Consider the following 25920-nt stretch of genomic DNA (forward strand, 5'->3'; position numbering starts at 1 on the left):
ACGTGACCGTCAGCACCACCGGACCGCTCCCCGGCCCCCCGTACGATGTCGTCGTCATCGGCGCGGGGGTCGTGGGCTCCGCCATCGCCCGCGAACTCGCCCGCCGCCCGCTGCGCACCGCGCTGCTGGACGCCTCCGACGATGTCGGCAACGGCACCTCCAAGGCCAACACCGCCATCCTGCACACCGGGTTCGACGCCGTCCCCGGCTCCCTCGAAGCACGGCTCGTACAGGAGGGCCGGCATCTGCTCGCCGCGTACGCGGCCGAAACCGGAATCCCCGTCGAGCCCCTCGGCGCCCTGCTCGTCGCCTGGGACCGGGAACAACTCCACGCGCTCCCAACCCTCGCCGCCAAGGCGGAACGCAACGGCTACCACGAGGCCCGGCTGCTCGACGCCGCCGGCGTATACCGCGCGGAACCCCGGCTCGGACCCGGCGCGCTCGGCGCGCTCCATGTCCCCGGGGAGTCGATCATCTGCCCCTGGACCACCACCCTCGCCTACGCCACCGAGGCGGTACGGGCCGGAGTCGACCTCCACCTCAACTGCCGGGTCCGGGCGGCCGGCACCGACGGCCCCCACCATGAACTCACCACCAGCCGGGGCGCGGTGCGCACCCGCCATCTGATCAACGCGGCCGGGCTGTACGCCGACGAGATCGACCGTCTGCTGGGACACACCGACTTCACCGTCACCCCGCGCCGCGGACAGCTGATCGTCTTCGACAAATTCGCCCGCGGCCTGGTCCGGCACATCCTCCTCCCGGTGCCGACCGCGCTGGGCAAGGGAGTGCTCGTCTCCCCGACGGTGTACGGAAATGTCATGCTCGGCCCCACCGCCGAGGACCTTCACGACAAGCGGGCCACCGGCTCCACCGCGGAGGGTCTCGCCTTCCTGCGGGAGCACGGCGCCCGGATTCTCCCGGAACTCCTCGACGAGGAGGTCACCACCGTCTACGCGGGCCTGCGGTCCGCCACCGAACAGGACGACTACCGCATCCGCGCGCACCCCGGCGAGCGGTACATCACGGTCGGCGGCATCCGCTCCACCGGACTCACCGCCTCCATGGCGATCGCCGCACATGTGATGGAGCTCCTGGCGGAGACCGGCTGCGATCCGGGCCCGCCCCTGCGCGACCCCGCCCCGCCGCGCATGCCCAATCTGGGCGAGGCGTTCCCCCGCCCCTGGCAGCGGGCCGAGCTGATCGCGGCCGACCCCGAGTACGGCACCCTGGTCTGCCACTGTGAGCGGGTCTCGCGCGGCGAGATCCGCGACGCGCTGTCGAGCACGATCCCGCCGGGCTCCCCGGACGGCCTGCGCCGCCGCACCCGGGCCCGCGCGGGACGCTGCCAGGGCTTCTACTGCGGCGCGGAGGTCGGCGCGCTCCTCGCCGGCGGCGCGGCCGGGATTCCCCCCGGGCGCCGGCCGGAGGAGACGGTCGGCGGCCTCTGAGGCGCGCGCACGGCGCCGGTGCGGGCCCTCCCGGCCGCGCCCGCCTCGCGGCACCGTTTCCGCGGGGGCGGGCCTCGGACGCGGGTCCGGCGCGGCGCGCATGCGCGCCGGTCGTGCGCCGGGCCGGTCGTGCGCCGGGCCGGTGGTTTCGCGGCCCGGTGTCCGCCCGGGCCGGGGCGGTGAGCCGTCCCGGGGCGGCCGGACGCGGACCGGGTGCCGGTTGCCGGGCGGAGGGCGTCGCCCCGGTGGCCGTGCGGGGCCCGGGCGGTCGCCGCCGGGGAGGCGGGATGTGGCCGCGGACCCGGGCCGCCGGGACCGATCCGGCGTACTCCCCGGCGGACACCGGGCCCGCGAGGTCCGGCCGCTCCGGCGGCGCGGACAGGTGGCAGGGCATCAGGGACGGAATGGAGAGAGCGGTATGACGACAGCAGGCGGCCGGCGGGACGGAGCCCCGGCGCGACACGCGGCGGCCGGCGGCGGGGTGCCCTGGGCGGATCCGGGTCCCGGGGACGCCGGCGTGGTGGCGCGTACCGTCGACGCGCTCGTCGTGGGAGCCGGGCCCGCCGGGCTCGCCGCCGCCGCGCGGCTGGCGGCGAGCGGTGCGGGACGGGTGGAGGTGCTGGACCGGGAGCGGACGGCCGGCGGGATCCCCCGGCACTGTCTGCACGGCGGCTTCGGGCCGCGCGCCCCCTTCACCGCTCTCACCGGGCCCGGGTACGCCCGTCTCCTCGTCGACGAGGCGGTACGGGCCGGGGCCGGGCTGCGGACCGGGATCACCGTCACCGGCTGGGCGGGCCCCCGCACCCTGGAGACCACCGGACCGCAGGGCCGGGAACGCGTCACCGCCCGGGTCGTCGTCCTCGCCACCGGGGCGCGCGAACGGCCGCGTGCCGCCCGGCTGGTGCCCGGCACCCGGCCGGCCGGAGTGCTCACCACCGGCGAACTCCAGCAGGCCGTCAATCTCCACGGCGCCCGGGTGGGCACCCGGGCCGTGGTCGTCGGCACCGGGGCCATCGCCGCCGCGGCCGTGCTCGCCCTCACCGCCGGGGGAGCCGAGACCGTCGCCGTCGTCGCGGAGGACTCGTACCGGCCCCTGCCGACGCTGCGGCGCCGGATCCCGGTACTCGCCATGACCACCGTCACCGAGCTGCTCGGCCGCGGCCGGCTCAGCGGGGTGCGCGTCCGGCACCGGGACGGCAGGACCGCCACCATCGCCTGTGACACGGTGGTCTTCACCGGCGACTGGATCCCCGAACACGAACTGGCCCGGCTCGGCGGCGTGCCGCTCGACCCCGGCACCCGCGGCCCCTCCGTGGACACCGGATTCCACACCGCCGTACCGGGTGTCCTCGCCGCCGGCAACCTCCTGCACGGAGTCGAACGCGCCCATGTCGCCGCCGCCGAGGGCCGGGCCGCCGCCGGAGTGGCCCTGCGCCATCTCGCCGGGGCGCCCTGGCCCGGACCCGGACTCCCGCTGCGGACGGCCGGCCCGCTGCTGTGGATCGCCCCCGGCCGGATCCATCCGCACGGCCCGGCCCCGCTGCACGACCGGTTCATCCTGCGCGCGTCCCGGCCGCTCGGGCTGCCCCGGCTCACCGTCACCCAGAACGGCCGGCTCCTGCACCGCCGGCCGGTGACCCGCCCCGTACACCCCGGCCGTCCGCTGCGTCTGCGGGCCGGCTGGATGGCGGACGCCGACCCCGACGGGGGTGAGCTGCTGATCGAGGCCGTCCCCCGATGAGCGAGGGCCCGCCCCCCAACGTCATGTCCGATTTCCGCCGGTCCGGGCCCGGGAGCGCGACCATACTGGCCGTATGGCGATCGAGGACAGCAGATACGAGGCGGTGGCGAGCCGGGACGCCCGATTCGACGGGGTGTTCTTCTTCGCGGTCGCCACGACCGGTATCTACTGCCGGCCCAGCTGCCCCGCGATCACCCCCAAACGGCAGAACGTCACCTTCCATCCGACGGCCGCCGCCGCCCAGCGGGCCGGCTACCGTGCCTGCCGCCGCTGCCGTCCCGACGCCGTACCGGGCTCGGCGGAGTGGAACGCCCGCGCCGATGTGGTCGGGCGGGCGATGCGGCTGATCGGCGACGGGGTGGTGGACCGGGAGGGGGTCACCGGACTCGCCGGCCGGCTCGGCTACAGCCCCCGCCAGGTGCAGCGGCAGCTCAACGCCGAGGTCGGCGCCGGACCCGTCGCGCTGGCCCGTGCGCAGCGCGGTCACACCGCGCGGGTGCTGCTCCAGACGACAACCCTGCAGGCGGCCGAGATCGCCTTCGCCGCCGGATTCGCCAGCGTCCGGCAGTTCAACGACACCATCCGGGCCATCTACGCGGCCACACCCAGTGAGCTGCGCACCGCCCGCTCCGGGCGGGCCGCGCGATTCGGCCCGGTCACCCCCGAGGGCGGCCGGGCCGGGATCCCGCTGCGGCTGCCCCACCGCGGCCCGTACGACGCCCTCGCCCTCTTCGACCACCTCGCGGCCCACGCACTGACCGGCGTCGAGGAGGTCACCGGGGAGCGCGGCGCCCGGATCTACCGCCGCACCCTGCGCCTTCCCGGCGGGCCGGGTATCGCCGAGATCGCCGAGGCGGGCGGCCTTCCCCGTACTGCCGGAACACCTGCCGCCGGAACACGTACCGCCGGAACACGTGCGGCCGGAGCGCGTACCACCGGGACACGTACCACCGGAGCGCGTACCACCGGCGGCGCGGCGGACCGGAGCCGGACGGTCCCCGCCGACGGCGGCGGCCGGCTGGAATGCCGGCTCCATCTCACCGATCTGCGCGACCTCACCACCGCCACCCAGCGGCTGCGCCGGCTCCTCGATCTGGACGCGGATCCGTACGCCGTCGCCGAACGCCTCTCCGCCGACCCCGCCCTCGCCCCGCTCGTCGCCGCCCGCCCCGGGCTGCGCGTCCCCGGCACCCCCGATCCGCACGAACTGGCCGTACGCGCCCTGCTCGGCTCGTACCACCCCTCCGGCGAGGCCCGCGCCGAGGGGAACGCACTGATCGCCGCCCACGGGCAGCCCCTGGGCGAACCGAGCGGCGGACTCACCCATCTCTTCCCGGCCGCTGGGACACTCGCCGCGGCCGGTCCCGGTCCGGCCGGCGCGCCGCCCGGCCGGGGTGCCGCGCTGCACGCCCTCACCACCGCTCTCGCCGACGGCACCCTGGTCCTCGACGCCGGAGCCGACCGGGACGAAGCCGAGCGCCGGCTCCTCGCCCTCCCCGGCATCACCCCCGGGACCGCCGGCCACATCCGGATGCGCGCCCTCGGCGATCCCGATGTCCTGCTCGGCGACGACCCCGCTGTCCTGGCGGGCATGGCCCGGGCCGGCGCGGCGGTCTCCGGCTCCGCCCGGTGGGAGCCGTGGCGCAGCTACGCCACCCAGCACCTCCGGTCCGCCCCCTGAGCTCACGCGTGACAAAGGGGTCCGGTCCGGGTGCGCGCACCCGGACCGGACCCCTTCGCGCCGTGACCGGCGTCAGGCTATGGACGCCGAAATGATCGCCGAGACCGCGATGTTGCAGCAGGCCGTCACCCAGACCGCCGGATGCGGCTCCGGCTCCACCAGCGTGGCGCCCAGTCTGCCCGGGGTGATCAGATCCACCACCAGGAAGGCCAGCGCCATCATCACCAGACCGAGCAGCCCGAACGCGGCGGTGGACACCAGGCCCTTGCCGAAGTCCTCATAGGTGGTCCAGATCGAGGTGAAGACGATTCCCCCGATGCCCAGCAGCGCCGAACTGAGCAGCAGCGCGGCATTGCGGTTCCGGTCCTCCCAGATCTGACGGCCGAGCCTGCCCGGGGTGAGCAGGTCGATCAGGACCATGCCGAGAATCAGAAGGACCAGGCCGAGTGCGCCGTACGCGCCGGCGCGGCCGAGGCCATGGACGATGTCGCTCATTGGGGGCAAGTCTCCGTGTCCGAAAAATGATGCCGGTCAAGGGCGCGCAAAATCTACCGCACGGCCGCTCCCGCCGATCCGGCGCCCTGTCCGGCCCGGGGCCCGCGCCCACCGGGAGCGGTGCCGGTCCGCCGGTGTGCCGCTCCGGCTACGGCGCGCGAAATCCGTTGGCCCGCAATGGGGTTCGGGGTTCGCAATACGCGGAGCATAGGTAAGGTTGGCCTTACTTCCGGGCGGTCCTCTCTGATCCGGTCGCGCTGTGAAGAGGCACGGTTCGGGCGGCGGTCGGCCCGACACGACACGTCCGGCACGGCCGGGCGAAAGGGGAGTGGCTACAAGATGCGGGTTGCCATGTTCGGTTACCAGACCTGGGGGCAGCGCACCTTGCGGGCGTTGCTGGAATCCGGACACGATGTGGTTCTCGTGGTGACACACCCGAGGAGCGAGCATGTGTACGAGCGCATCTGGGGCGACTCCGTCGCCGACCTCGCCGCCGAGCACGGGGTGCCGGTCCTGCTCCGCAACCGCCCCGACGACCAGGAACTGCTCGACACCCTCAAGCGCGCCGAGCCCGATCTGATCGTCGCCAACAACTGGCGCACCTGGCTGCCCCCGGAGATCCACGATCTGCCCCGGTACGGCACCCTCAATGTCCATGACTCGCTGCTGCCCGCCTATGCCGGCTTCTCGCCGCTGATCTGGGCACTCATCAACGGCGAGTCCGAGGTCGGGGTCACCGCGCACCGGATGAACGGCGAGCTGGACGCCGGGGAGATCCTGCTCCAGCGCGCGGTCCCGGTCGGCCCCGAGGACACGGCCACCGATCTCTTCCACCGCACCGTCGACCTGATCGGCCCCATCGTCACCGAATCCCTCGAACTGATCGACTCGGGCACGGCACGGTGGACACCGCAGGACCGCTCCGGGGCGAGCTTCTTCCACAAGCGGTCGCTGGAGGACAGCCGGATCGACTGGACCTGGACCGCCGAGGAGCTGTCACGGCTGGTGCGCGCCCAGTCCGACCCGTACCCCAACGCCTATGCCTTCCACCGGGGCGAGCGGCTGCGGATCCTCTCGGCTGTCCCGTCCGCGGCCAACTACGGCGGCACTCCGGGGCGGATCTTCATACCCGAGGGGGACGGTGTGGTCATCGTGGCCGGTCCCCACGCGCGGCGCGGCGCGAGCCCCGGCCTCCTGGTGCGACGGGTCCGTACCGACGACGGCACCGAGTACGCGGCCCGCGACTGGTTCCGCACCATGGGCGGATATCTGACCAGCCATCCGAACCCGCCCGCCGCCCCGCGCGCCTGAACCCCGCCATCCGCCCCGGCCGCGATCGGCGCGCCGGGGCGGTACGGGCCCATGCCCGCCTTCTGTCCGTGGGGTGTTGTGGCGCGCGCGTCCGGTCCGCCGCCGGGAATCCCCGCGGTGTCCCGGCATGAACGCCGTGCGACCGGATAATCTCCGGGTGTGTTCGATGCCGTGTGCAGATTTTCGGTGACTTACCCCGAAATTGGCACATATGACAGTGCGTTATCCCTGAAGGAGACATCTGCGTGAAGTCCCTGCGAGTGTCCGTTGTCGCCGTCGGTGCCGCCGCGGCCCTGTTCGCGGCGCCCTCGGCGGTGGCCGCGGAGCCCGAACCCGTGAAGCACGGGACGCCTTCCGGAGCCGCGGCTCCGGAGAGCGCCGTCGCGGGCGCGGTGAACCCGGCCGCCCGGCCCGAACCCTGCACCGGGGTGTACCGGGACGATGCCCGGCTCGGACCGGATCATCTGGCCAGGAAGCGGCAGGGCCCGGTCGGACCGCTGCTCAAGGGCTACAACCGCACGGGCGGGCTCGGCGCGAAGACGTTTCTGAAGAAGTACTGGGAGGGCCCCGCCGACACCGGCGGCTGGAAGTACCCGCCCAATGACGGCTTCGCCGAGGTCAACGGCGAGATCGACCGCCGCGCCACGGCGCTGGTGCCGGGACAGCGGCTGGACCGCTTCGGCTCGGAGTTCGGCTCCTATCTGGCACCCGCCGGGGACTCCTGCGCCAAGCGGGCCCTGCCGCCGCAGAACCTCAACACCCGGGAACCCGCCCACCCCTGCGACTACCGCGTCTACCGGGTCGCCAGGACCTTCACGGTGTGGCAGGGCTCCATAGCCCCCTGGTTCGGGCAGCCCGGCGGCGGCCGGCAGATCAAGCTCGACCCGCTCCTCCTCAACCCCGGCGCGGGGCAGCGGCTCAGCGTGAAGTGGCTTCTGGAGAACGGCTATCTGACCCACGCCACCGCCGAGCGGACGGCCGTCGCGGCCTCCTCGTGAGCGCCGGCGGCCATCCGCGGGACCCGCACCCGGGGGAGAACGCGCTCGTGAACCGGCGGGAACTCGGCCTCGCGCCGCGGCGGGCGGCCGTGCCGGAGACGTACCACTGGATCGAGACGGTCCATGAACCGTCCCCCACTCCGCCGGACTTCCTCTGTCCGAGCAGCGGGCCGGACGGCACCCGGGTGACCGGGGCGTACGAGCGCGGGGCGCGCCGTCCCGTCCTCCGGCACTCCACCGAGGCCGCCGCGTGCGCGCGTCTGCCGGGCATGCCGGCCTGAGGAGGCCCCCGGCCCGGAGACCGGGACACGGGACCGCCGCCCCGCGCGGACGGCGGGCCCGTGTTCCTGCTCTCGCCCCGCCGCCGGGGGAGCGGGTTCAGCGGTCGTCGTACGGCGGGAGCGGCGAGGAACGGGAACATCTCCGTACCTCGGCGGCGAACTTCTCCGCCGGGTCGGTGGCGCGGTCGGCGAAGGTGAGGACCGCATGCACCACCGTGCGGAATCCGTCGGCGGGTGAGGGAGCGGAATCCCGTGGGCGGACGGGTGATGCCGCGGCCGTGTTCCGCGCCGGTGGCGACCGCAGTGGGGTGGTGACCGGAGCCGGAATGCTCGCGCGGACGGGTGCCGAGGCGTCCGCCGTCCGTCTTTCCGGCCCGCGCCGGCCGGCTCCCGGTTCCCGCGGGACCTCTTTTCGGGCGGCATCCACCCGGGTGTCATTGAAGCCGCGACCGGTCCGGCGAAGGAATCCCGGAGCAGTATCAACGCCATGGACGATCTCGCCGCACCGGCTCGCACCGGCTCGCACCGCCACCCGCGCGAGCGCGATCCCGCGCTCCCGCGACCGCGCGCCGCCGGCGGGCGGACGGGTGCCCCGGTGCCGGGCGCGGGTTCGTGGCGGCTCGCGTTCCGGGTGTGCGTCATCGGGCTCGCGACGGTGTGCCGCCTCTGTGCGCGGGTGTCCGGTGGACACGGTGCCGGCCGGACACCACGCCCGGGGGTCGACGCCGGCGCGGCCGTCCTTCGAGCAGGGCGTGTCCACAATCGTCCACCCGCGTCCGGTGGCGAGCTCCGCCGCCGGGCGGGGCGGCGGCCGCACGGTGACCCGGGCGCGCCGGCCGCCCGGGCCGGCGGGCTTCCACCCCGTTCGCTCCACCGGTGGTGCACCGAGGAGAGGCGATACTCCGGCGCTGCCCCAGGTGGTGCGCAACATACTGCGGATGAACCATCGGCACCGGGAATCGTCCGGCGCCGATGACGGTGCGGTGCCCCGCCTCCGGAAGGGGACGGGGAGCAGACGCCGCTGGAGGAGAGGGGCAGCCGACCATGGCCCGGAAGGTGGGGTTCGGACCGGCCTTGCGCCGGATCGTGGTGGTGCCCGGCGGCGTCCGGTACGCCCTCCGGCACCCGGAGGGGAAGCGGGAGCGGCCGGCCGGCACCGCCCCGGGCGTGCCGCAGGGCGCGCAACTGCCCGTGCCCGCCGCGCCGCCGCGGCGCGGACCGGACGGCCGGGGGACCGCCTTCTCCGCCGGTACCGGCGCACCGCGCGGTGCGCCGCACCGGCTCCGGGTCGTGCAGGTGTCGCCCGCGTACACGGAACGGGTGCTCGGCATCCCCGTGGAGAATCAGCGCAAGTTCCAGGGCACGGCCGACCGGAGGGGCGTCGTCATCGAGGTGCGGCCCACCAACCCCGAGTCGGTGGCCCATCTGAAACGCGGCGCGCTGCCCAAGCCGGAGGAGATCAAGGCCAAGACCATCAACGAGGTGGATGTCCTGCTCGGCGCGCACCCCGCCAACATCGGTCTGGTCGGCCTCTTCGACCCGGCTCCGCCCACCGCCGGGGCGGTGGAGGCGGTGGACCGGACCGCGCGCCCCGGGGCCCGCGAGCGGCTGGCCGCCCGGTTCGCCCTGCGGTACGAGGAGTACCGCGAGCTGGGGCCCGCGATGGAGCGCCTCACCGCCAGGGGCCCGGACGGCAGTCCGCCGGAGGTGGCGGTGCGGGCGGGGGTGGTGTGGGGCCGGGACCGGGCGGGGGAGTGGCACCCCTTCACCGGTGATCACGACCTGTTCGACCTGATGAACCCGGACGGCTCACGGCTCGATCCCGGCCCCTACACCGAGGTCGTCCAGCAGATGACCGACGGGGACATGGGCGTGCGCCACGGCGCGCACATGTTCTGGAAGCCGGCCACCCCCTTCGACCTCCGGGTCTACGACCGGATCGTCGCCTCGCACCGCCGGGAGGGCGGCGAGCCGCTGATCCGCTTCATGCCGGGCCTGCCCCGGCCGCTGCTCGCGTACGCCGGCCCCGAGCGCCCGGCCCCCGGGCAGCCCGCGCCGCCCGGCACCGGCCCGCAGCCGCCCCCGCCCACCCCTCTCTGGCACGAGCGCCGCCCGGACGCGCCGGTCCCGGCGTGCTCCCCGCGCGGATCCGCCTCCGCGGTGAATTCCGTGCCGGACGGTCGAACCGCCGGCTGATCCGCGCCGTTCTTCCGGGTGCCGGGCGGTCTCCGTTCCCGTGGGGGGTGTCGGAGCGGCCCGGCCGGCCCGTGCCGCGGTGTTCCCCACTCCGCGGTACGGGCACCGGGTGGCGGCGCGCGGCGGGTCCGGGCCGGCCGGCCAAGGGCCGACTGGTCGCCCACCGCCTCGCTTTCGGGTGACGTCACGGCTCCGTCACACCACTCCACACCCCCCGCGGCCGGACGATCGCGGACGACCCGGACACCTCCGGGACGGGACCCGATCTCCGGTACGACGGGAGGCAGGCCGCTGTGCACATTCTGCTCGTGGCGAGTGCGTTCAACAGTCTCACCCAGCGCGTCCACGCCGAACTGCGCGACCGGGGCCACACCGTCGCCGCCGAGCTCGCCCTGGGCGATGCCGCACTGCGGCGGGCGGTGGACCGGAACAGGCCCGATCTCATCCTGGCGCCGATGCTGACCCGGGCCGTCCCCGAGGACATCTGGTCCGCGCACACCTGTCTCATCGTGCACCCGGGTCCGCCCGGCGACCGGGGGCCGTCCTCACTCGACTGGGCGATCCACGAGGGCGCCGCCTGCTGGGGAGTGACCGTCCTTCAGGCCGGCGCCGAGATGGACGCGGGCGATGTGTGGGCGTCCGTGGCCTGCCCCGTACCCCGGGTGGGCAAGAGCGATCTCTACCGGAACGAGATCTCCGACGCCGCGCTCGACGCGGTCCATCTGGCGGTGGAACGCTTCGCGTCGGGGACGTACACCCCCTGGGCGCAGACCGGCACCGCCCGGACGCGCCCCTGGTTCCGCCAGGAACTGCGCCGGATCGACTGGGAATCCGACCCCACCGAGACGGTGGTGCGCAAGCTGCGCGCCGCCGACTCCCGGCCCGGAGTCCTGGACGAGCTCCTCGGCGCCGATTGGTATCTGCACGGCGGCTGCCCCGAGGACGGCCTGCGCGGCACCCCCGGGGAGCTGCTGGCCACCCGGAACGGAGCGATCTGCCGGGCCACCGCCGACGGCGCCGTGTGGATCCCCGAGCTGCGGGCCCGCCGAGCGCCGGGCGGGCCCGCGCCCTGCAAACTGCCCGCCGTGCGGGCGCTCGCCGGGCGGCTGCCCGCACTGCCGGAGCTCCCCGCCCCCACCGGACCGTCCGCCGGCCGCACCCTGGCCGACATCCGCTACCGGGAGAGCGGGCGGGCCGGTTTCCTCTCCTTCTCCTTCCCCGGCGGCGCGATGAGCACCGACGACTGCCGCCGGCTGCTCGACGCCTACCGGGCCGCCCGCGCCCGGCCCACCACCGTCCTGGTCATCGGCGGCGGCCGGGATCTCTTCTCCAACGGCATCCATCTGCGGGTCATCGAGGCGGCCGGCGATCCCGCCGCCGAGTCCTGGGCCAATATCAACGCGATGAACGACCTGGTGGAGGCCGTTCTCACCACCACCGACCGGCTCACCGTCGCCGCCGTGGCGGGCAACGCGGCGGCGGGCGGGATGATGCTGGCGCTGGCCGCCGACGAGGTGTGGTGCAGGGCGGGCGCGGTGCTCAACCCGCACTACCGGCTGATGGGGCTGTACGGCTCCGAGTACTGGACGCACACCCTGCCGCGCCGGGTGGGTGCCGAGGCGGCGGACCGGCTCACCCGGGAGGCGCTGCCGGTGAGCGCCGCGGCCGGACAGCGGCTCGGCCTGGTCGACCGTACGCTCGCGGTCGCGCCGGGGGAGTTCGGCGCCGAGACCGGCCGGCTCGCGGTGCGGCTCGCCGCGTCCCCCGGTGTCACGGCGCGGATCGCCGCCAAGAAGGCGGAGCGCGACCGGCAGGAGGCGGTCAGACCGCTCGCCGCCCACCGGGAGGAGGAGCTGGCCCGGATGCGCCGCACCTTCCTGGACCCGGACGCGCCCTATCACGCGCTGCGGCGCGCCTTCGCCCGCAAGGAGCCCCCGGACCGCACACCGCCGCACATCAGCACGCCCCGGCCGCTCATCCGGCCCCGCCCCGGGGGCTCCCGGTCCGGAACGTTCCGGCCGGACGGCGGCCGTGTCACCGGATCGGGCCCGGATGAGGTCGCACGGCGGCCGGACGGCTGCTATCAAGATGATTGATGCAGTTATGTGAATTTTCCCCCGTATTCCTCCCTCAGGAGGCACTCCCATGAACGCAGCAGCGCCGGCCGAGGCCGGTACGGCGGACGCGCCCGGCGCGAGTGCCGCCGAGGACCCCCCGATCCACATCCTCTGGATCAACGCGGGGCTGAGCTGTGACGGCGACTCGGTCTCGCTCACCGCCGCGATGCAGCCGAGCATCGAGGAGATCGTCCTCGGTGTGCTGCCCGGCCTGCCCAGAATCCAGGTGCACTGGCCGCTGATCGACTTCGAGTGCGGACCGGTGGGCGGCGCGGACACCTTCATCGAGTGGTTCTTCAAGGGGGAGCGCGGCGAGATCGACCCCTTCGTGCTGGTGGTGGAGGGATCCATCCCCAATGAGGCGATCAAGCCGGAGGGCTACTGGTGCGGCTTCGGCGACAACCCGGAGACCGGCCAGCCGATCACCACCAGTGAGTGGATCGACCGGCTGGCGCCCAAGGCCCTCGCCGTGGTCGCCATCGGGACCTGTGCCACCTATGGCGGCATCCACGCGATGGCCGGCAATCCGACCGGTGCCATGGGTGTGCCGGACTATCTGGGCTGGGACTGGAAGTCCAGGGCCGGTATCCCGATCGTCTGCGTACCCGGCTGCCCGATCCAGCCGGACAACTTCTCCGAGACCCTCACCTATCTGCTCTACCAGGCCGCCGGCTCCGCGCCGATGATCCCGCTCGACGACAAGCTGCGCCCGGTCTGGCTCTTCGGCGCCACGGTGCACGAGGGGTGCGACCGGGCCGGCTACTACGAGCAGGGACAGTTCGCCGACACCTACGACTCGCCCCGCTGCCTGGTCAAACTCGGCTGCTGGGGCCCGGTCGTCAAATGCAATGTCCCCAAGCGCGGCTGGATGAACGGCATCGGCGGCTGCCCGAACGTCGGCGGCATCTGCATCGCCTGCACCATGCCCGGATTCCCCGACAAATTCATGCCGTTCATGGACGAACCGCCGGGCGGCAAGCTCTCCAGCACCGCCAGCGGGGCCTACGGCGCCGTGATCCGCAGACTCCGCTCGATCACGGCCAGGACCGTGGACAAGGAGCCGAAGTGGCGGCATCGGGGCGACCCGCTGACCACCGGCTACCGCCCGCCCTGGTGAGCGCCGCCGCTCCCCGGGTGATTCACCCTCCCGCGACAGGACTTGATGACGAAGGGCACCGCACACACGATGGCACCGACGACGAAGGCCGCCGACTCCGGCGGTCTGGTGGAGATGTCCTGGGATCCGATCACCCGGATCGTGGGAAGTCTCGGCATCCACACGAAGATCGACTTCAAGCAGAAGCGGGTGGCGGAGTGCTACAGCACCTCGTCGGTCTTCCGCGGCTACAGCGTCTTCATGCGCGGCAAGGACCCCCGCGACGCGCACTTCATCACCAGCCGCATCTGCGGCATCTGCGGCGACAACCACGCCACCTGCTCGGTCTACGCGCAGAACATGGCCTATGGGGTGAAGCCGCCCCATCTCGCGGAGTGGATCATCAACCTCGGTGAGTCCGCCGAGTACATGTTCGACCACAACATCTTCCAGGAGAATCTGGTCGGGGTCGACTACTGCGAGAAAATGGTCCGCGAGACCAACCCGGGCGTCCTGGAGCTCGCCGAGCGCACCGAGTCACCCCATGCCGCGGAACACGGCTACCGGACCATCGCCGACATCATGCGCTCGCTCAACCCCATCGAGGGCGAGTTCTACCGCGAGGCACTCCAGGTCAGCCGGTACACCCGGGAGATGTTCTGTCTGATGGAGGGCCGCCATGTGCACCCCTCCACGCTCTACCCGGGCGGTGTCGGCACCATCGCCTCCGTCCAGCTCTTCACCGACTACCTCAGCCGGCTGATGCGCTATGTGGAGTTCATGAAGCGTGTCGTCCCGCTCCACGACGACCTCTTCGACTTCTTCTACGAGGCACTGCCCGGGTACGAGGAGGTCGGCCGCCGCCGGGTGCTGCTGGGCTGCTGGGGTGCGCTCAACGACCCCGAGTACTGCGACTTCACCTATGCCAACATGACCGACTGGGGACGGAAGATGTTCGTCACCCCCGGCATCGTGGTGGACGGCAAACTGGTCACCAACGACCTCACCGAGATCAATCTCGGCATCCGGATCCTGCTCGGCAGCTCCTACTACGACGACTGGCAGGGCCAGGAGCAGTTCGTCACCCACGACCCGCTGGGCAATCCGGTCGACCCCCGCCACCCCTGGAACCAGCACACCATCCCCGCACCCCAGAAGCGCGACTTCCAGGGCAACTACAGCTGGGTGATGTCCCCGCGCTGGTTCGACGGCAAGGACCATCTCGCGCTCGACACCGGCGGCGGCCCGATCGCCCGGCTCTGGTCCACCGCGCTCTCCGGGCTGGTGAACACGGACTACGTCCGGGCCACCGGCGACAGTGTCGTCATCACCCTGCCGCGCACCATGACCAAGCCCGAGACCCGCTTCGAGTGGAAGATCCCGCGCTGGAGCAACGCGCTGGAGCGCAACCGGGCCCGGACCTACTTCCAGGCGTACGCCGCCGCCATCGCCCTGCACTGCGCGGAGAAGGGACTGGCGGAGGTGCGCGCCGGGCGCACCCAGACCTGGGAGAAGTTCGAGGTCCCGGACGAGGGGCTGGGTGTCGGCTTCACCGAGGCCGTGCGCGGGGTCCTCTCCCACCACATGGTGATCCGCGACGGCAGGATCGCCAACTACCACCCGTATCCGCCGACCCCCTGGAACGCCAGCGTCCGCGACAGCTACGGAACCCCCGGCCCCTACGAGGACGCGGTGCAGAACACCCCCATCTTCGAGGAGAACACCCCGGAGAACTTCAAGGGCATCGACATCATGCGCGCCGTGCGCAGCTTCGACCCCTGTCTGCCGTGCGGTGTGCACATGTATGTGGGCGGCGGGAAGACGGTGCAGAAGATGCATGTGCCCACCGGCCTCAGCGGTTTCGCCGGATGAGCGCCGCGACGGCCCCGGCCGCCCCCGCGGCCGAACGCGCCGGGCAGCGGGTGGAGGAGATCCTGGACCGGCTGGCCGCGGCCGGCGATCCGGCGGCGGCCGAGGCCGCCGAGGAGCTGGTGCGCGCCCTGATGGAGTTCTACGGCGCCGGTCTCGCGCGGGTCGTCGCACTGCTGGGGTCACCGGCGGCACGGCAACCCGGAGCCGAGGCCGAATCCGGAACCGCCGAATCCGGAACCGCCGGAGCCGGGACCGGTCCGCTCGCCGGGCTGCTCGGCGACGAACTGGTCGCGAGCCTGCTGGTGCTGCACGGAATCCACCCCGAGGACACCGCCGCCCGCATCGCCCGCGCCCTGGCGAGCGTGCGCGACCACCCGGTCGAGCTGGTGGACTTCGACCCCGCCACCGGACTGCTGCGGCTGCGCTCCCCGGGCGGCTCCGGCTGCGGCTGCCCGAGCACCGCGTCCGCCGCCCGGCAGGCCGTGGAGAACGCCCTGGCCTGCTTCGCACCCGAGGTGACCGGCGTGGAGCTGCGGCCGGCCGCCGGCCCCCGGGAACCGGCCCTGATCCAGATCGGAACCCGCCCGCCGGCCGCCGCCGGACCCGCTCGCGCCGGACACCCCGCACCCGGACCGGCCCCGGTGACGGCACCGTGAGCACGCGTGTCCCCGGCACCGCCCCCGGCCCCCGGCCGTCCCCGGTACGGACGCTGCGCCGCTTCACCGAGCCGCGCCCGCCCCGGCCGGAGCGGTGCGAACTCTGCGGCGTACCGGTGGCCGAGGGGAACCACCGCCATCTCGCCGACACCGAACAGCGGTCACTGGCCTGCGCCTGCGTCCCCTGCGCGCTGCTGTTCGCCCGGTCCGGCGCCGCCGGCGGCCGATTCCGCGCGATCCCCGACCGCTGGCTCACCGATCCCGGGCACCGCTTCGACCAGGGCGCCTGGGAGCTCCTGCGGATCCCGGTCGGTCTCGCCTTCGTCTTCCACAACACCGCCCTGGACCGGCTGGTCGCCCTCTACCCCGGCCCGGCCGGGGCCACCGAGCACGAACTCGACGACACCGCCCGGCGGACCGTACTCGACGCCGGCCCGCTCGCCGCGCTGCTCGAACCCGATGTGGAGGCACTGCTGCTCCACCGCCACGAGGGACGGACGGAGTGCCATCTGGTGCCGATCGACAGCTGCTACGAACTGGTCGGACGGCTGCGGCTGAGCTGGCAGGGCTTCGACGGCGGCACCGGGGCCCGCGCCGAACTCCGGTCGTACTTCGCGCACATCGCGCGGCGGGCCCGCACGGTCTCCGGGACGGACACCGCATGACCGGGACCGCGCCGGCGCCCCTTCCGGCCGACCCGCCGCATGCCGCGCCCGCCGCGCCGCCCGAACTTTCCTTCAGCTGCGCCGGGGTGCGCGCCGACCCGTACGCGGCCGGGCCCACCCTGGTCTTCCGGCTGCGGGTCACCGCGTCCGGCGGCTCCCGGGTGCATGCCCTCGTCCTGCGCTGCCAGATCCGGATCGAACCGGCCCGGCGCGACTACGACAGCGCGGAGGCCGAGGGGCTCACGGATCTCTTCGGCGACCGCTCCCGCTGGGGGAGCACCCTGCTTCCCGTGCAGTTCGCGCAGGTCTCCGTGACGGTGCCCGGCTTCACCGGCGAGACCGAGACCGAGATCGCCGTCCCCTGCACCTACGACATGGACGTCGCGGCGGCCCGCTACTGCGGGGCCCTATCGGGCGGTGAGGTGCCGCTCCTGCTGCTCTTCTCCGGCACGGCGTTCACCGGGGCGGGCGGCTTCCGGGTCCAGCCGGTGCCCTGGGACCGGGAGGCGGTCTGCCGGCTCCCCGTCCCGGTCTGGCGGGAGATGATCGAGCAGCACTTCCCGGGCTGCGGCTGGCTCCGGCTGCCCCGCGACACCATGGACGACCTGCTCGCCTTCCGCTCCCGCCGGGCGCTGCCCTCCTGGGAGGCGACCGTGCGCGCACTCCTGGACGCGGCACCCGCCCCGGGCGCCCGCGAGCTCCCCGCACCGCCGCCGGCCGACGAGAGGAAGGTGCCGTGAGCACCGCCGTGTTCAGCCCCGGGACCGAGGCCCGGTTCGCCACCGCCCGGCAGATCGCCGACGCCGTACTCCTCGAAGGGTATGTGCTCTACCCCTACCGGGCGTCGGCCGCCAAGAACCGGCTGCGCTGGCAGTTCGGGGTGCTGGTGCCGCCCGCCTGGGGCGCCGGCCGGCAGGAGCACCACTTCCAGCGGACCGAGTGCCTGATCGAGCCCAAGCCGGGCGCCGTCCTCTCCGCCGAGGTGCGGTTTCTCCACGCCCAGCGCCGGACCGTGCAGCGGCTGCGGCCCGACGGCACCTTCGAGACCGTACCCGAACTCGACCTCCACGACCGGGTGCTGGTCCCCTGGGACGAGGGCGTGGAGGAACGCGTCGAAGTGGCCGTCCCGGTGGCGGAGCTGACCGGCGAGGGCGTCACCGTCCCCTTCACCCGCCTCGGCGGCGCGGAGACCGAAGCGGTGCACGACACCGGCGGCCGGGTCGTCGGGCGGCTGATCCGCCGCAGGGCCGAGGTCAACGGCACGGTACGGATCCGGGCACGCGAACTCGACGGCCCCTACCGGGTGCTGAGGCTCACCGCCGAGCTGGCCAACACCGGCACCTGGACCCCGGACGGCGCGGCGGACCGCGACGCCGCGCTGCCGCACTCCCTGGTCGCCGCCCATCTGCTGCTCTGTCTCGGAGCGGGCTCGTTCCTCTCGATGACCGACCCGCCCGAATGGGCCCGGGGCGCGGTCGCCGCCTGCCGCAATGAACACACCTGGCCGGTCCTGGCGGGCGAACCCGGCAGCACCGATCTGCTGCTCTCCTCCCCGATCATCCTGGAGGACCATCCGGCGGTCGCGCCGGAGAGCCCCGGGGCGCTGTACGACTCCACCGAGATCGACGAGATCCTCGCCCTGCGCACCGCGGCCCTCACGGACCGGGAGAAACGGGAGGCCCGGGGCACCGACGCCAGGGCCGCCGCCGTGATCGAGCTGGCCGACTCGATGCCGCCCGAGGTGCTGGAACGCCTCCACGGCGCCGTACGCGCCCTGCGCGAGGTGACCGGCACCGAGCCGCCGCCGGAACGGGCCCCTGCCGGCGGCGGGGTGCGCCGCCCGGAGACACCCTGGTGGGATCCGGCGGCCGACACCCCCGGCGCCGACCGGGTGATGATCGCCGGCCGGCCGGTCGGCGCCGGCAGCCGGGTGCTGCTGCGGCCCGGAGCGCGCCGCACCGACGCCCAGGATCTCTTTCTGCACGGCCGCACCGCACAGGTCGAGGCCGTGCTCCACGACGTGGACAGCGGGGTGCACCTCGCCGTGACCGTGGAGGGCGACCCGGGCGCCGACATCCGCCGCGAACAGGGCCGCTTCCTCTACTTCCAGCCCGATGAACTCACCCCGCTGGAGGACGCGTGAGCCCGCCCGCCGCCCGGACCCTGATCGCCGGGGCCGGGAACATCTTCCTCGGCGACGACGGATTCGGCGTCGAGACGGTCCGCGCGCTCGCCGCGCACCCGCTGCCCGAGCGGGTGGAGCTGGCGGACATCGGCGTACGCGGTGTCCACCTCGCCTATCAGCTGCTGGACGGCTACGACACCCTCATCCTGATCGACGCCGCCGCGCGCGGCTCCGCCCCCGGCACCCTCCATCTCATCGACGCCGGTGCCGACGGCCTCGCGCAGTCCCCGGAGCGCGCGGTCCTCGACGGCCACCACATGTCACCCGACGCGGTTCTCGCCCTGCTGGACACCCTCTGCGCCGGCACCGGCTGTGTGCCGCCCCGGCGCGTCCTGGTGGTGGGGTGCGAGCCCGCCTCCGTGGCGGAGGGCATCGGCCTCAGCCCGCCGGTCGCCGCCGCGGTGCCCGCGGCGGTGCGCCGTGTCCTGGACCTGGTGCGCGACGGCGCGCAGCCCGAATCCGTGCCCCCGGCCCCGGCCGGACCGGCCGCGACATGAGGAGAACCCCGTGAAGAAATCCGTCATCAAGGGCGCGGCGGTCGCCGGCGCCCTCGCCGCGCTGCTGAAGCAGTTCCTCCCCGACATCCGGCGCTATCTGCGGATGCGCAGCATGTGACCGGCGCCTGAACCGAACGGTGTACCCGGCGTCCCGGCACCGGCGAGCCACACCGCCCGCCCGCACCCGGCGCCGTGTAATGGGTCCGCCCGGCCCGCGGACGGCGAACGGCCGGAGCCAGGACGGAGACCGATGCACGAGATGTCCATCGCGATGGCCGTCGTCGGCCAGGTGGAGGAGGCGGCGGCGCGGGCCGGCGGCGTCACCGCCGTCACCTCGGTACGGCTGAGCGTCGGCGAACTCGCCGGAGTCGTCCCCGACGCTCTCGCCTTCTGCTTCGAACTGGCCTGTGAGGGGAGCGTGCTGGAGGGCGCCGAACTGATCACCGAGACAGTGCCGGGCCGTGCCCGCTGCGCCCCCTGCGCGGACGAGTGGGCGGTCGGCATGCCGCCCCGGCTCTGCTGCCCGGTCTGTGCCGCGCCCGCCGCCGAACTGCTCTCCGGGCGCGAACTCCGGATCGCGGCCGTGCGGTGGGAGGACGGCTCCCCGGCCCGGCCGCGCACCCCCGAACCCGTCCCCCAGGAGGGCTGAACCATGTGCCGTGTCGTGGACCTGCAACAAGCGGTACTCGCCAAGAACGACGACGCCGCCCGCGAGCTCCGTGCCCTGCTGGCCGCCCGCGGCACCACGGTGGTCAATCTGCTCTCCAGCCCGGGGAGCGGCAAGACCGCTCTGCTCGAACGGGAGTTGCTGCTGGCGCGGGAGCGGGGTGTGGCGACCGCCGCCCTGACCGCCGATCTCGCCACGGAGAACGACGCGGTGCGCCTGGCCCGCTCCGGAGTGCCGGTCAAACAGGTGCTCACCGACGGGCTCTGTCATCTGGAGGCCGGCATGCTCGGCCGCCATCTGGAGGGCTGGCCGCCCGAGGGGACCCGGCTGCTCTTCGTGGAGAACGTCGGGAATCTGGTCTGTCCGGCCTCCTACGACCTCGGCGAGGACCTGCGGGTGGTGCTCGCCTCCGTGACCGAGGGCGAGGACAAGCCGCTGAAGTACCCCACCGCCTTCGGCCTGGCCCAGCTGGTGGTGGTCACCAAGACCGACATCGCGGCGGCGGTCGGCTTCGACGAGGAGGCGTTCCGCGCCCATGTGGAGCAGGTCAACCCCGGGGTGGAGATCGTCCTGACCTCGGCGCGCGGGGGAGAGGGGGTGGGCGCGCTGCTCGACCGGGCGCTGGCCGCGGCGGCGGGCGCGGCACCGCACATCCCGGTGATGGCGGCGCACCACCGCCACACCGGCCACGACCACGGCGACCACGTACACGTTCACGGCGCGGGCGACCACGATCACGCACACACCCACGGGGACGACGCTCACCACCATGGCACCGGCGACCACGACCACGAGCACCCGCACGGTCACGACCACCCCCGTACCCTCATCGCCACACCCGGCCCCGGCCACGGCGGCGCGGCGCCGCACCGGCCGTGAGCACCCCGCCGGCGGGGCCGTGCGACGCCGCGGCCCGGCCGGTGCAGCGCCGCAGGGTCACCGTCCGGGGCGTCGTCCAGGGCGTCGGATTCCGCCCCTTCCTCCACACCCTCGCCCGCGCGCTCGATCTGGCCGGCCAGGTGACCAACACCGGTGAGGGCGTGGTCGCGGAGATCGAGGGCAACCCCGCCGCCGTGGCCCTGTTCTGCGACCGGATCACCACGCAGGCACCCCCGCTCGCCCTCGTCGAATCCGTCGACCACCACGAACTCCCCGCCACCGGCGGCACCGGATTCACCATCGCCGCCTCCCGGCCGGGCGGCCCCGCCCGCACCCTGGTCCCGCCCGACACCGCCACCTGCGCCGACTGTCTCGCCGAACTGACCGACCCCGCCGACCGGCGCCACCGCCACCCCTTCATCACCTGCACCCACTGCGGGCCGCGCTTCACCATCGTCACCGGCCTGCCCTACGACCGGGCCCACACCACCATGGCCCGCTTCCCGATGTGCCCCGAGTGCGCGCGTGAGTACGCCGACCCCGCCGACCGCCGCTTCCACGCCCAGCCGGTCGCCTGCCACGCCTGCGGACCCCGCCTCCGGCTGCTGCCCGGGACCGGGGCCGGCCCGGAGGACCCCGTCGCCGGGGCCCGCCGGCTCCTCGCCGCCGGCGCCGTCCTCGCCGTCAAGGGAATCGGCGGCTACCACCTCGCCTGCGACGCCGCCCACCCCGACGCCGCCGCGCTGCTCCGGAGCCGCAAGCGGCGCGGCGCCAAACCCTTCGCGCTGATGGCCCGCGACCTCGGCGACATCGAGCCGCTGGCACACCTCGGACCGGCCGAACGAGCCCTGCTGACCGGCCCGGTGCGGCCCATCGTGCTGCTGCGCCGCCGCGCCGGCGCCCCCGGGCTCTCCCCGGCGGTCGCGCCCGGCAGCCCGGACCTCGGTGTGATGCTGGCGTACACCCCGCTCCACCATCTGCTGCTCGGGCTGCCCGGCGATCCCCCGGGACCGCGACTGCTCGTGATGACCAGCGGAAACCTCGCGGGTGAGCCCATCGTCACCGATGACGCGGAGGCCCTGGAGCGGCTCGCCCCGCTCGCCGACGCCTGGCTCACCCACGACCGGCCGATCCATGTGCCGTGCGACGACTCGGTGGTGCGGGTGTGCGACGGGGAGCCGGTGATTCTGCGCCGCGCCCGCGGCCACGCCCCGCTCCCGGTCGCCCTCCCGCTGCCCGTCCGCCCCTCCCTCGCCGTCGGAGGAGACCTGAAGAACACGTTCTGCCTAGCCGAGGGGCGCCGGGCCTGGCTCTCCGCGCACATCGGGGACATGGACGACCTCGCCACCCTGGAAGCCTTCGGCCGCGCCGAACGGCAGCTGGAGTCCATCACCGGAGTCGCCCCCGTCCTTCTCGCCGCGGACCGGCACCCCGGCTACCGCTCCGGGCGGTGGGCCGAGCGGCATGCGGACGGCAGAGCGGTCGTACGCGTCCAGCACCATCACGCGCACATCGCCTCCGCCATGGCCGAACACGGCCTGGACGGCGGCCGGCGGGTGATCGGGGTCGCCTTCGACGGCACGGGCCACGGTGACGACGGGACCGTCTGGGGCGGGGAGTTCCTGCTCGCGGATTACGACGGATTCCTCCGCTTCGGACATCTCGCCCAGGTGCCCCTGCCCGGCGGCGACACCGCCGTGCGCCGCCCCTACCGGATGGCACTGGCCCATCTCTACGCCGCCGGCCTCTCCTGGGGCGACGATCTGCCCTGCACGGCCGCCTGCCCGCCGGACGAACGCCGGGTGCTCGCCCGCCAGCTGGCCCGCGGTCTCCACTGTGTCCCCACCTCCAGCATGGGCCGGCTCTTCGACGCCGTCTCGTCCCTGGCGGGCGTCTGCCATCTCGCCGGATACGAGGCACAGGCCGCCGTCGAGCTGGAGGCCGCCGCCCTGGAGGCCGGTCCGCCCGCCGCCGGCACCGGCTACCGCTTCGCGCTCGCCCGCCCGGTGGGGACAGGGGACACGCGGACACCCGCCCCGGTGACCGCCGGGTCCGGGCCGGTCCTCGCGGCCGTCGCCCGGGACGTGCGCGCCGGTGTGCCGGCGGCCCGCGTCGCCGCCCGCTTCCACCTCGGCGCCGCCGATCTCGTCCACCGGATGTGCGCTCTGGCGCGTGCCCGGCACGGGCTGGACACCGTCGTCCTGACCGGCGGGGTCTTCGCCAACACCCTGCTCTCCTCGGCCTGCGCGGCGGCGCTGCGGGGGGACGGCTTCACGGTCCTGCGCCACCACCGCGTCCCGCCCAACGACGGCGGAGTCGCGCTCGGCCAGCTGATGATCGCCGGGCGGACGGCCGCCGGCGACTGACCCCCCGACCGGCCCGGCCGGGAACGCACCACCACAGCGAGGAGAAGAGCCCCATGTGCCTGGCGGTACCCGGGAGAGTGATGGAGATCGAGGAACGCGACGGCACCCGCATGGCCACCGTCGACTTCGGCGGCGTGGTCAAGGAGGTCTGCCTGGAGTATCTGCCCGATCTGACGGTCGGCGAGTACGCCATCGTGCATGTCGGGTTCGCCCTCCAGCGGCTCGACGAGGAGTCGGCCCGGCGGACCCTGGAGCTCTTCGCCTCCCTCGGGATGCTCCAGGAGGAGTTCGGCGATCCCTGGGAACAGGCCGCCCGGGAGGCGGGCCGCCCGGCGGCGGACGGCGACCCGAAGGAGGCCGCGCGGTGAAGTACACCGACGAATTCCGCGACCCGGAGCTCGCCCGCCGGCTGCTCGACGACATCCGCGCCGAGGTGACCCGGCCCTGGGCCCTGATGGAGGTCTGCGGGGGCCAGACCCACACCATCATCCGGCACGGCATCGACCAGCTCCTGCCCGACGAGGTCGAGCTGATCCACGGCCCCGGCTGTCCCGTCTGCGTCACCCCGCTCGAAGTCATCGACAAGGCCCTGGAGATCGCCTCCCGGCCCGGAGTGGTCTTCTGCTCCTTCGGCGACATGCTCCGGGTCCCCGGCACCGGCCGGGACCTCTTCCGGGTGCGGAGCGAGGGCGGCGACGTCCGGGTGGTCTACTCCCCGCTCGACGCCCTGCGGATCGCCCGCGAGAACCCCGATCGCGAGGTGGTGTTCTTCGGCATCGGCTTCGAGACCACCGCACCCCCGAACGCGATGACGGTCCATCAGGCGCACCGGCTCGGCATTCCCAACTTCAGCCTGCTGGTCTCCCATGTCCTGGTGCCCCCGGCCATCGAGGCGATCATGGAGTCCCCGCGCTGCCGGGTCCAGGCGTTCCTCGCCGCCGGACATGTCTGCAGTGTGATGGGCACCGGCGAGTACCCCGCACTCGCCGACCGGTACCGGGTGCCGATCGTGGTCACCGGATTCGAACCGCTGGACATCCTGGAGGGCATCCGCCGCACCGTGCGCCAGCTGGAGCGCGGCGAACACCGGGTGGAGAACGCCTATCCGCGCGCCGTCCGCCCCGGCGGCAACCCGGCCGCCCGCGCCATGCTGGAGGATGTCTTCGAGGTCACCGACCGGGCCTGGCGCGGTATCGGCGTCATCCCCGGCAGCGGCTGGCGGCTCTCCCCCCGCTACCGGGAGTACGACGCCGAGCACCGTTTCTCCGTCACCGGCATCGACACCCGGGAACCCGCCGAGTGCCGCAGCGGCGAGGTGCTCCAGGGGCTGCTGAAGCCGAACGAGTGCCCGGCCTTCGGCACCGTCTGCACCCCCCGCACCCCGCTCGGCGCCACCATGGTCTCCAGCGAGGGCGCCTGCGCCGCCTACCACCTCTACCGGCGGCTGGACATCCCGGCCGGACCGGCCGCCCGGACCGTACCCCTGGAGGCGATCCCCGGTGCCTGAATCCCCCGGCCGAGTACTCCCGGACCCGGCGCAGTGGACCTGCCCGGCGCCGCTGCGCGATCACCCCAGGGTGGTCATGGGCCACGGCGGCGGGGGAGCGCTCTCCGCCGAACTGGTCCGGCACGTCTTCGCCCCCGCGTACGGCGGCCCGGTCCTCGCCGGCCTCGGCGACAGCGCAGAGATCACCCTCGGCGGCGCCCGCCTGGCCTTCTCCACCGACACCTTCGTGGTGCGGCCCCTCTTCTTCCCCGGCGGCACCATCGGCGACCTCGCCGTCAACGGCACCGTCAACGACCTCGCGATGAGCGGGGCCCGCGCCGCCTATCTCTCCTGCGGGTTCATCCTGGAGGAGGGTGTCGAGATCGCCGCGGTCGCCCGCGCCGCCGGGGCGCTCGGCGAGGCCGCCAGGACCGCCGGTGTCGAGGTGGTGACGGGTGACACCAAGGTCGTCGAGGCGGGCCACGGGGACGGCATCTTCATCAACACCTCCGGGATCGGCCTCATCCCGCCGGGGGTCGACCTCCGCCCCCAGCGGGTCCGTCCGGGCGACGCCGTCATCGTCAGCGGTGAGATCGGCCTGCACGGAGTGGCCGTCATGAGTGTGCGGGAGGGCCTGGAGTTCGGGGTGGAGATCGAGAGCGACTGCGCGGCCCTGGGCGGTCTCGTGGAGACCATGCTGGCGGTCACCCCCGAACTCCATGTGCTGCGCGACCCCACCAGGGGCGGGCTGGCCGCCGCCCTCAACGAGATCGCGGCGGGCTCCGGCACCGGAGTGCTGATCCGGGAGGACGATGTCCCCGTCCCGCCGGCCGTGGCCAACGCCTGCGCCATCCTCGGCCTCGACCCGTTCTATGTGGCCAATGAGGGCAAGCTGGTCGCCTTCGTCCCCCGCGAACACGCCGACGCGGTCCTGGACGCGATGCGCGCGCACCCGCTGGGCGCCCGCGCGGCGGTCATCGGCGAGGCGGTGGAGAGCCACCCCGGCATGGTGGTGGCCCGCACCGGACTCGGGGGTACCCGGGTGGTCGACCTGCCGATCGGCGAGCAGCTCCCGAGGATCTGCTGACCGGCCGGGGGCGGTCGCGCACCGCACATCGGATCCGCGGCCGGGTACGAGCCCCCCGCCGGCCCGGGTACGGCGCGCGCACCGCCCCGTACCCGGCAGAGCCGGTGCCCCGCCGGTCCGGTCCTCCGCGCCGGGCGTCCCCCGGCGCGGAACGGCCCCGGCGGGCGCCACCGGGGATCCGGGGCCGCCCGCC

22 protein-coding genes are annotated in these 25920 nt (G+C 74.1%); 21 read left to right on the forward strand and 1 reads right to left on the reverse strand.

The window, feature by feature from the left end; translation table 11 throughout:
* The first annotated feature begins 2 nt into the window (after positions 1 to 2).
* The 3 genes from AAFN69_RS07465 to AAFN69_RS07475 all read left to right on the forward strand — a co-directional run bounded on the left by AAFN69_RS07465 (position 3) and on the right by AAFN69_RS07475 (position 4873).
* A complete protein-coding gene (locus tag AAFN69_RS07465) occupies positions 3 to 1451 on the forward strand; it encodes an FAD-dependent oxidoreductase (protein ID WP_347727520.1) in 1449 nt (482 codons plus the stop codon).
* Positions 1452 to 1869: 418 nt separating this feature from the next.
* Positions 1870 to 3192, forward strand: a complete 1323-nt coding sequence (locus AAFN69_RS07470) for an FAD-dependent oxidoreductase (protein ID WP_347727521.1) — start codon at positions 1870 to 1872, stop codon at positions 3190 to 3192.
* Between the two features lie 73 nt (positions 3193 to 3265).
* Positions 3266 to 4873: an AlkA N-terminal domain-containing protein gene (locus AAFN69_RS07475; RefSeq protein WP_347727522.1), complete on the forward strand. Its 1608-nt coding sequence runs from the start codon at positions 3266 to 3268 to the stop codon at positions 4871 to 4873.
* A gap of 72 nt (positions 4874 to 4945) precedes the next feature.
* On the opposite strand, the gene AAFN69_RS07480 is transcribed toward AAFN69_RS07475, so the two are convergent.
* A complete protein-coding gene (locus tag AAFN69_RS07480) occupies positions 4946 to 5368 on the reverse strand; it encodes a DUF350 domain-containing protein (protein ID WP_347727523.1) in 423 nt (140 codons plus the stop codon).
* A 339-nt stretch (positions 5369 to 5707) separates the two neighbouring features.
* Between AAFN69_RS07480 and AAFN69_RS07485 the strand changes: the two genes are divergently transcribed.
* From AAFN69_RS07485 to hypE, 18 genes are all read left to right on the forward strand, one after another.
* Complete coding sequence (locus AAFN69_RS07485) at positions 5708 to 6679, forward strand: methionyl-tRNA formyltransferase (protein WP_347727524.1); 972 nt, start codon at positions 5708 to 5710, stop codon at positions 6677 to 6679.
* A 245-nt stretch (positions 6680 to 6924) separates the two neighbouring features.
* The gene (locus AAFN69_RS07490) at positions 6925 to 7677 is read left to right on the forward strand and encodes a TNT domain-containing protein (RefSeq protein WP_347727525.1); all 753 of its coding nucleotides are present in this window, start codon (positions 6925 to 6927) and stop codon (positions 7675 to 7677) included.
* Positions 7678 to 7724: 47 nt separating this feature from the next.
* A complete protein-coding gene (locus tag AAFN69_RS07495) occupies positions 7725 to 7958 on the forward strand; it encodes a hypothetical protein (protein WP_347727526.1) in 234 nt (77 codons plus the stop codon).
* A 1044-nt stretch (positions 7959 to 9002) separates the two neighbouring features.
* Positions 9003 to 10154 (forward strand): hypothetical protein, encoded by a 1152-nt coding sequence (locus AAFN69_RS07500; RefSeq protein WP_347727527.1) that lies wholly within the window; start codon positions 9003 to 9005, stop codon positions 10152 to 10154.
* A 293-nt stretch (positions 10155 to 10447) separates the two neighbouring features.
* Positions 10448 to 12250, forward strand: coding sequence for an enoyl-CoA hydratase-related protein (locus AAFN69_RS07505; RefSeq protein ID WP_347727528.1), 1803 nt, complete (start codon positions 10448 to 10450; stop codon positions 12248 to 12250).
* 49 nt (positions 12251 to 12299) lie between these two features.
* Positions 12300 to 13388 (forward strand): hydrogenase expression protein HypE, encoded by a 1089-nt coding sequence (locus AAFN69_RS07510; protein ID WP_347727529.1) that lies wholly within the window; start codon positions 12300 to 12302, stop codon positions 13386 to 13388.
* 69 nt (positions 13389 to 13457) lie between these two features.
* Positions 13458 to 15239 (forward strand): nickel-dependent hydrogenase large subunit, encoded by a 1782-nt coding sequence (locus tag AAFN69_RS07515; RefSeq protein WP_347727697.1) that lies wholly within the window; start codon positions 13458 to 13460, stop codon positions 15237 to 15239.
* A complete protein-coding gene (locus AAFN69_RS07520; protein WP_347727530.1) occupies positions 15236 to 15895 on the forward strand; it encodes a hypothetical protein in 660 nt (219 codons plus the stop codon). The genes AAFN69_RS07515 and AAFN69_RS07520 overlap by 4 nt, the downstream gene beginning before the upstream one ends.
* On the forward strand, positions 15892 to 16560 hold the full coding sequence (locus AAFN69_RS07525) for a DUF5947 family protein (protein WP_347727531.1): 669 nt from the start codon (positions 15892 to 15894) through the stop codon (positions 16558 to 16560). The genes AAFN69_RS07520 and AAFN69_RS07525 overlap by 4 nt, the downstream gene beginning before the upstream one ends.
* A complete protein-coding gene (locus AAFN69_RS07530) occupies positions 16557 to 17300 on the forward strand; it encodes a DUF6084 family protein (protein ID WP_347727532.1) in 744 nt (247 codons plus the stop codon). The genes AAFN69_RS07525 and AAFN69_RS07530 overlap by 4 nt, the downstream gene beginning before the upstream one ends.
* Positions 17297 to 18703 (forward strand): hypothetical protein, encoded by a 1407-nt coding sequence (locus AAFN69_RS07535; protein WP_347727533.1) that lies wholly within the window; start codon positions 17297 to 17299, stop codon positions 18701 to 18703. The genes AAFN69_RS07530 and AAFN69_RS07535 overlap by 4 nt, the downstream gene beginning before the upstream one ends.
* Positions 18700 to 19242 carry a hydrogenase maturation protease gene (locus tag AAFN69_RS07540; protein ID WP_347727534.1) on the forward strand — a complete coding sequence of 181 codons (543 nt, stop codon included), beginning with the start codon at positions 18700 to 18702 and terminating at the stop codon, positions 19240 to 19242. Before AAFN69_RS07535 ends, AAFN69_RS07540 begins: the two co-directional genes overlap by 4 nt.
* A 250-nt stretch (positions 19243 to 19492) precedes the next feature.
* Positions 19493 to 19891, forward strand: coding sequence for a hydrogenase maturation nickel metallochaperone HypA (locus AAFN69_RS07545; protein WP_347727535.1), 399 nt, complete (start codon positions 19493 to 19495; stop codon positions 19889 to 19891).
* A 3-nt stretch (positions 19892 to 19894) separates the two neighbouring features.
* On the forward strand, positions 19895 to 20788 hold the full coding sequence (gene hypB / locus AAFN69_RS07550; protein WP_347727536.1) for a hydrogenase nickel incorporation protein HypB: 894 nt from the start codon (positions 19895 to 19897) through the stop codon (positions 20786 to 20788).
* Complete coding sequence (hypF, locus tag AAFN69_RS07555; protein ID WP_347727537.1) at positions 20785 to 23154, forward strand: carbamoyltransferase HypF; 2370 nt, start codon at positions 20785 to 20787, stop codon at positions 23152 to 23154. Before hypB ends, hypF begins: the two co-directional genes overlap by 4 nt.
* 53 nt (positions 23155 to 23207) lie before the next feature.
* The gene (locus tag AAFN69_RS07560; protein WP_347727538.1) at positions 23208 to 23522 is read left to right on the forward strand and encodes a HypC/HybG/HupF family hydrogenase formation chaperone; all 315 of its coding nucleotides are present in this window, start codon (positions 23208 to 23210) and stop codon (positions 23520 to 23522) included.
* Positions 23519 to 24661, forward strand: a complete 1143-nt coding sequence (hypD, locus tag AAFN69_RS07565) for a hydrogenase formation protein HypD (protein WP_347727539.1) — start codon at positions 23519 to 23521, stop codon at positions 24659 to 24661. Before AAFN69_RS07560 ends, hypD begins: the two co-directional genes overlap by 4 nt.
* Entirely contained in the window at positions 24654 to 25727 is a 1074-nt protein-coding gene (gene hypE / locus AAFN69_RS07570; protein ID WP_347727540.1) for a hydrogenase expression/formation protein HypE, read from the forward strand. The genes hypD and hypE overlap by 8 nt, the downstream gene beginning before the upstream one ends.
* Positions 25728 to 25920 lie beyond the last annotated feature (193 nt).

Origin of the sequence: Streptomyces sp. CAU 1734 (assembly GCF_039888735.1) — a bacterium.
Taxonomy (GTDB): domain Bacteria; phylum Actinomycetota; class Actinomycetes; order Streptomycetales; family Streptomycetaceae; genus Streptomyces.

What these genes read in the sequence shown, in the direction of transcription:
- AAFN69_RS07470 (WP_347727521.1), top strand. Translation starts at nt 1,870, where the DNA reads ATGACGACAGCAGGCGGCCGGCGGGACGGAGCCCCGGCGCGACACGCG.
- AAFN69_RS07475 (WP_347727522.1), top strand. Translation starts at nt 3,266, where the DNA reads ATGGCGATCGAGGACAGCAGATACGAGGCGGTGGCGAGCCGGGACGCC.
- AAFN69_RS07480 (WP_347727523.1), bottom strand. Translation starts at nt 5,368, where the DNA reads ATGAGCGACATCGTCCATGGCCTCGGCCGCGCCGGCGCGTACGGCGCA.
- AAFN69_RS07485 (WP_347727524.1), top strand. Translation starts at nt 5,708, where the DNA reads ATGCGGGTTGCCATGTTCGGTTACCAGACCTGGGGGCAGCGCACCTTG.
- AAFN69_RS07500 (WP_347727527.1), top strand. Translation starts at nt 9,003, where the DNA reads ATGGCCCGGAAGGTGGGGTTCGGACCGGCCTTGCGCCGGATCGTGGTG.
- AAFN69_RS07510 (WP_347727529.1), top strand. Translation starts at nt 12,300, where the DNA reads ATGAACGCAGCAGCGCCGGCCGAGGCCGGTACGGCGGACGCGCCCGGC.
- AAFN69_RS07515 (WP_347727697.1), top strand. Translation starts at nt 13,458, where the DNA reads ATGGCACCGACGACGAAGGCCGCCGACTCCGGCGGTCTGGTGGAGATG.
- AAFN69_RS07520 (WP_347727530.1), top strand. Translation starts at nt 15,236, where the DNA reads ATGAGCGCCGCGACGGCCCCGGCCGCCCCCGCGGCCGAACGCGCCGGG.
- AAFN69_RS07530 (WP_347727532.1), top strand. Translation starts at nt 16,557, where the DNA reads ATGACCGGGACCGCGCCGGCGCCCCTTCCGGCCGACCCGCCGCATGCC.
- AAFN69_RS07545 (WP_347727535.1), top strand. Translation starts at nt 19,493, where the DNA reads ATGCACGAGATGTCCATCGCGATGGCCGTCGTCGGCCAGGTGGAGGAG.
- hypB (WP_347727536.1), top strand. Translation starts at nt 19,895, where the DNA reads ATGTGCCGTGTCGTGGACCTGCAACAAGCGGTACTCGCCAAGAACGAC.
- AAFN69_RS07560 (WP_347727538.1), top strand. Translation starts at nt 23,208, where the DNA reads ATGTGCCTGGCGGTACCCGGGAGAGTGATGGAGATCGAGGAACGCGAC.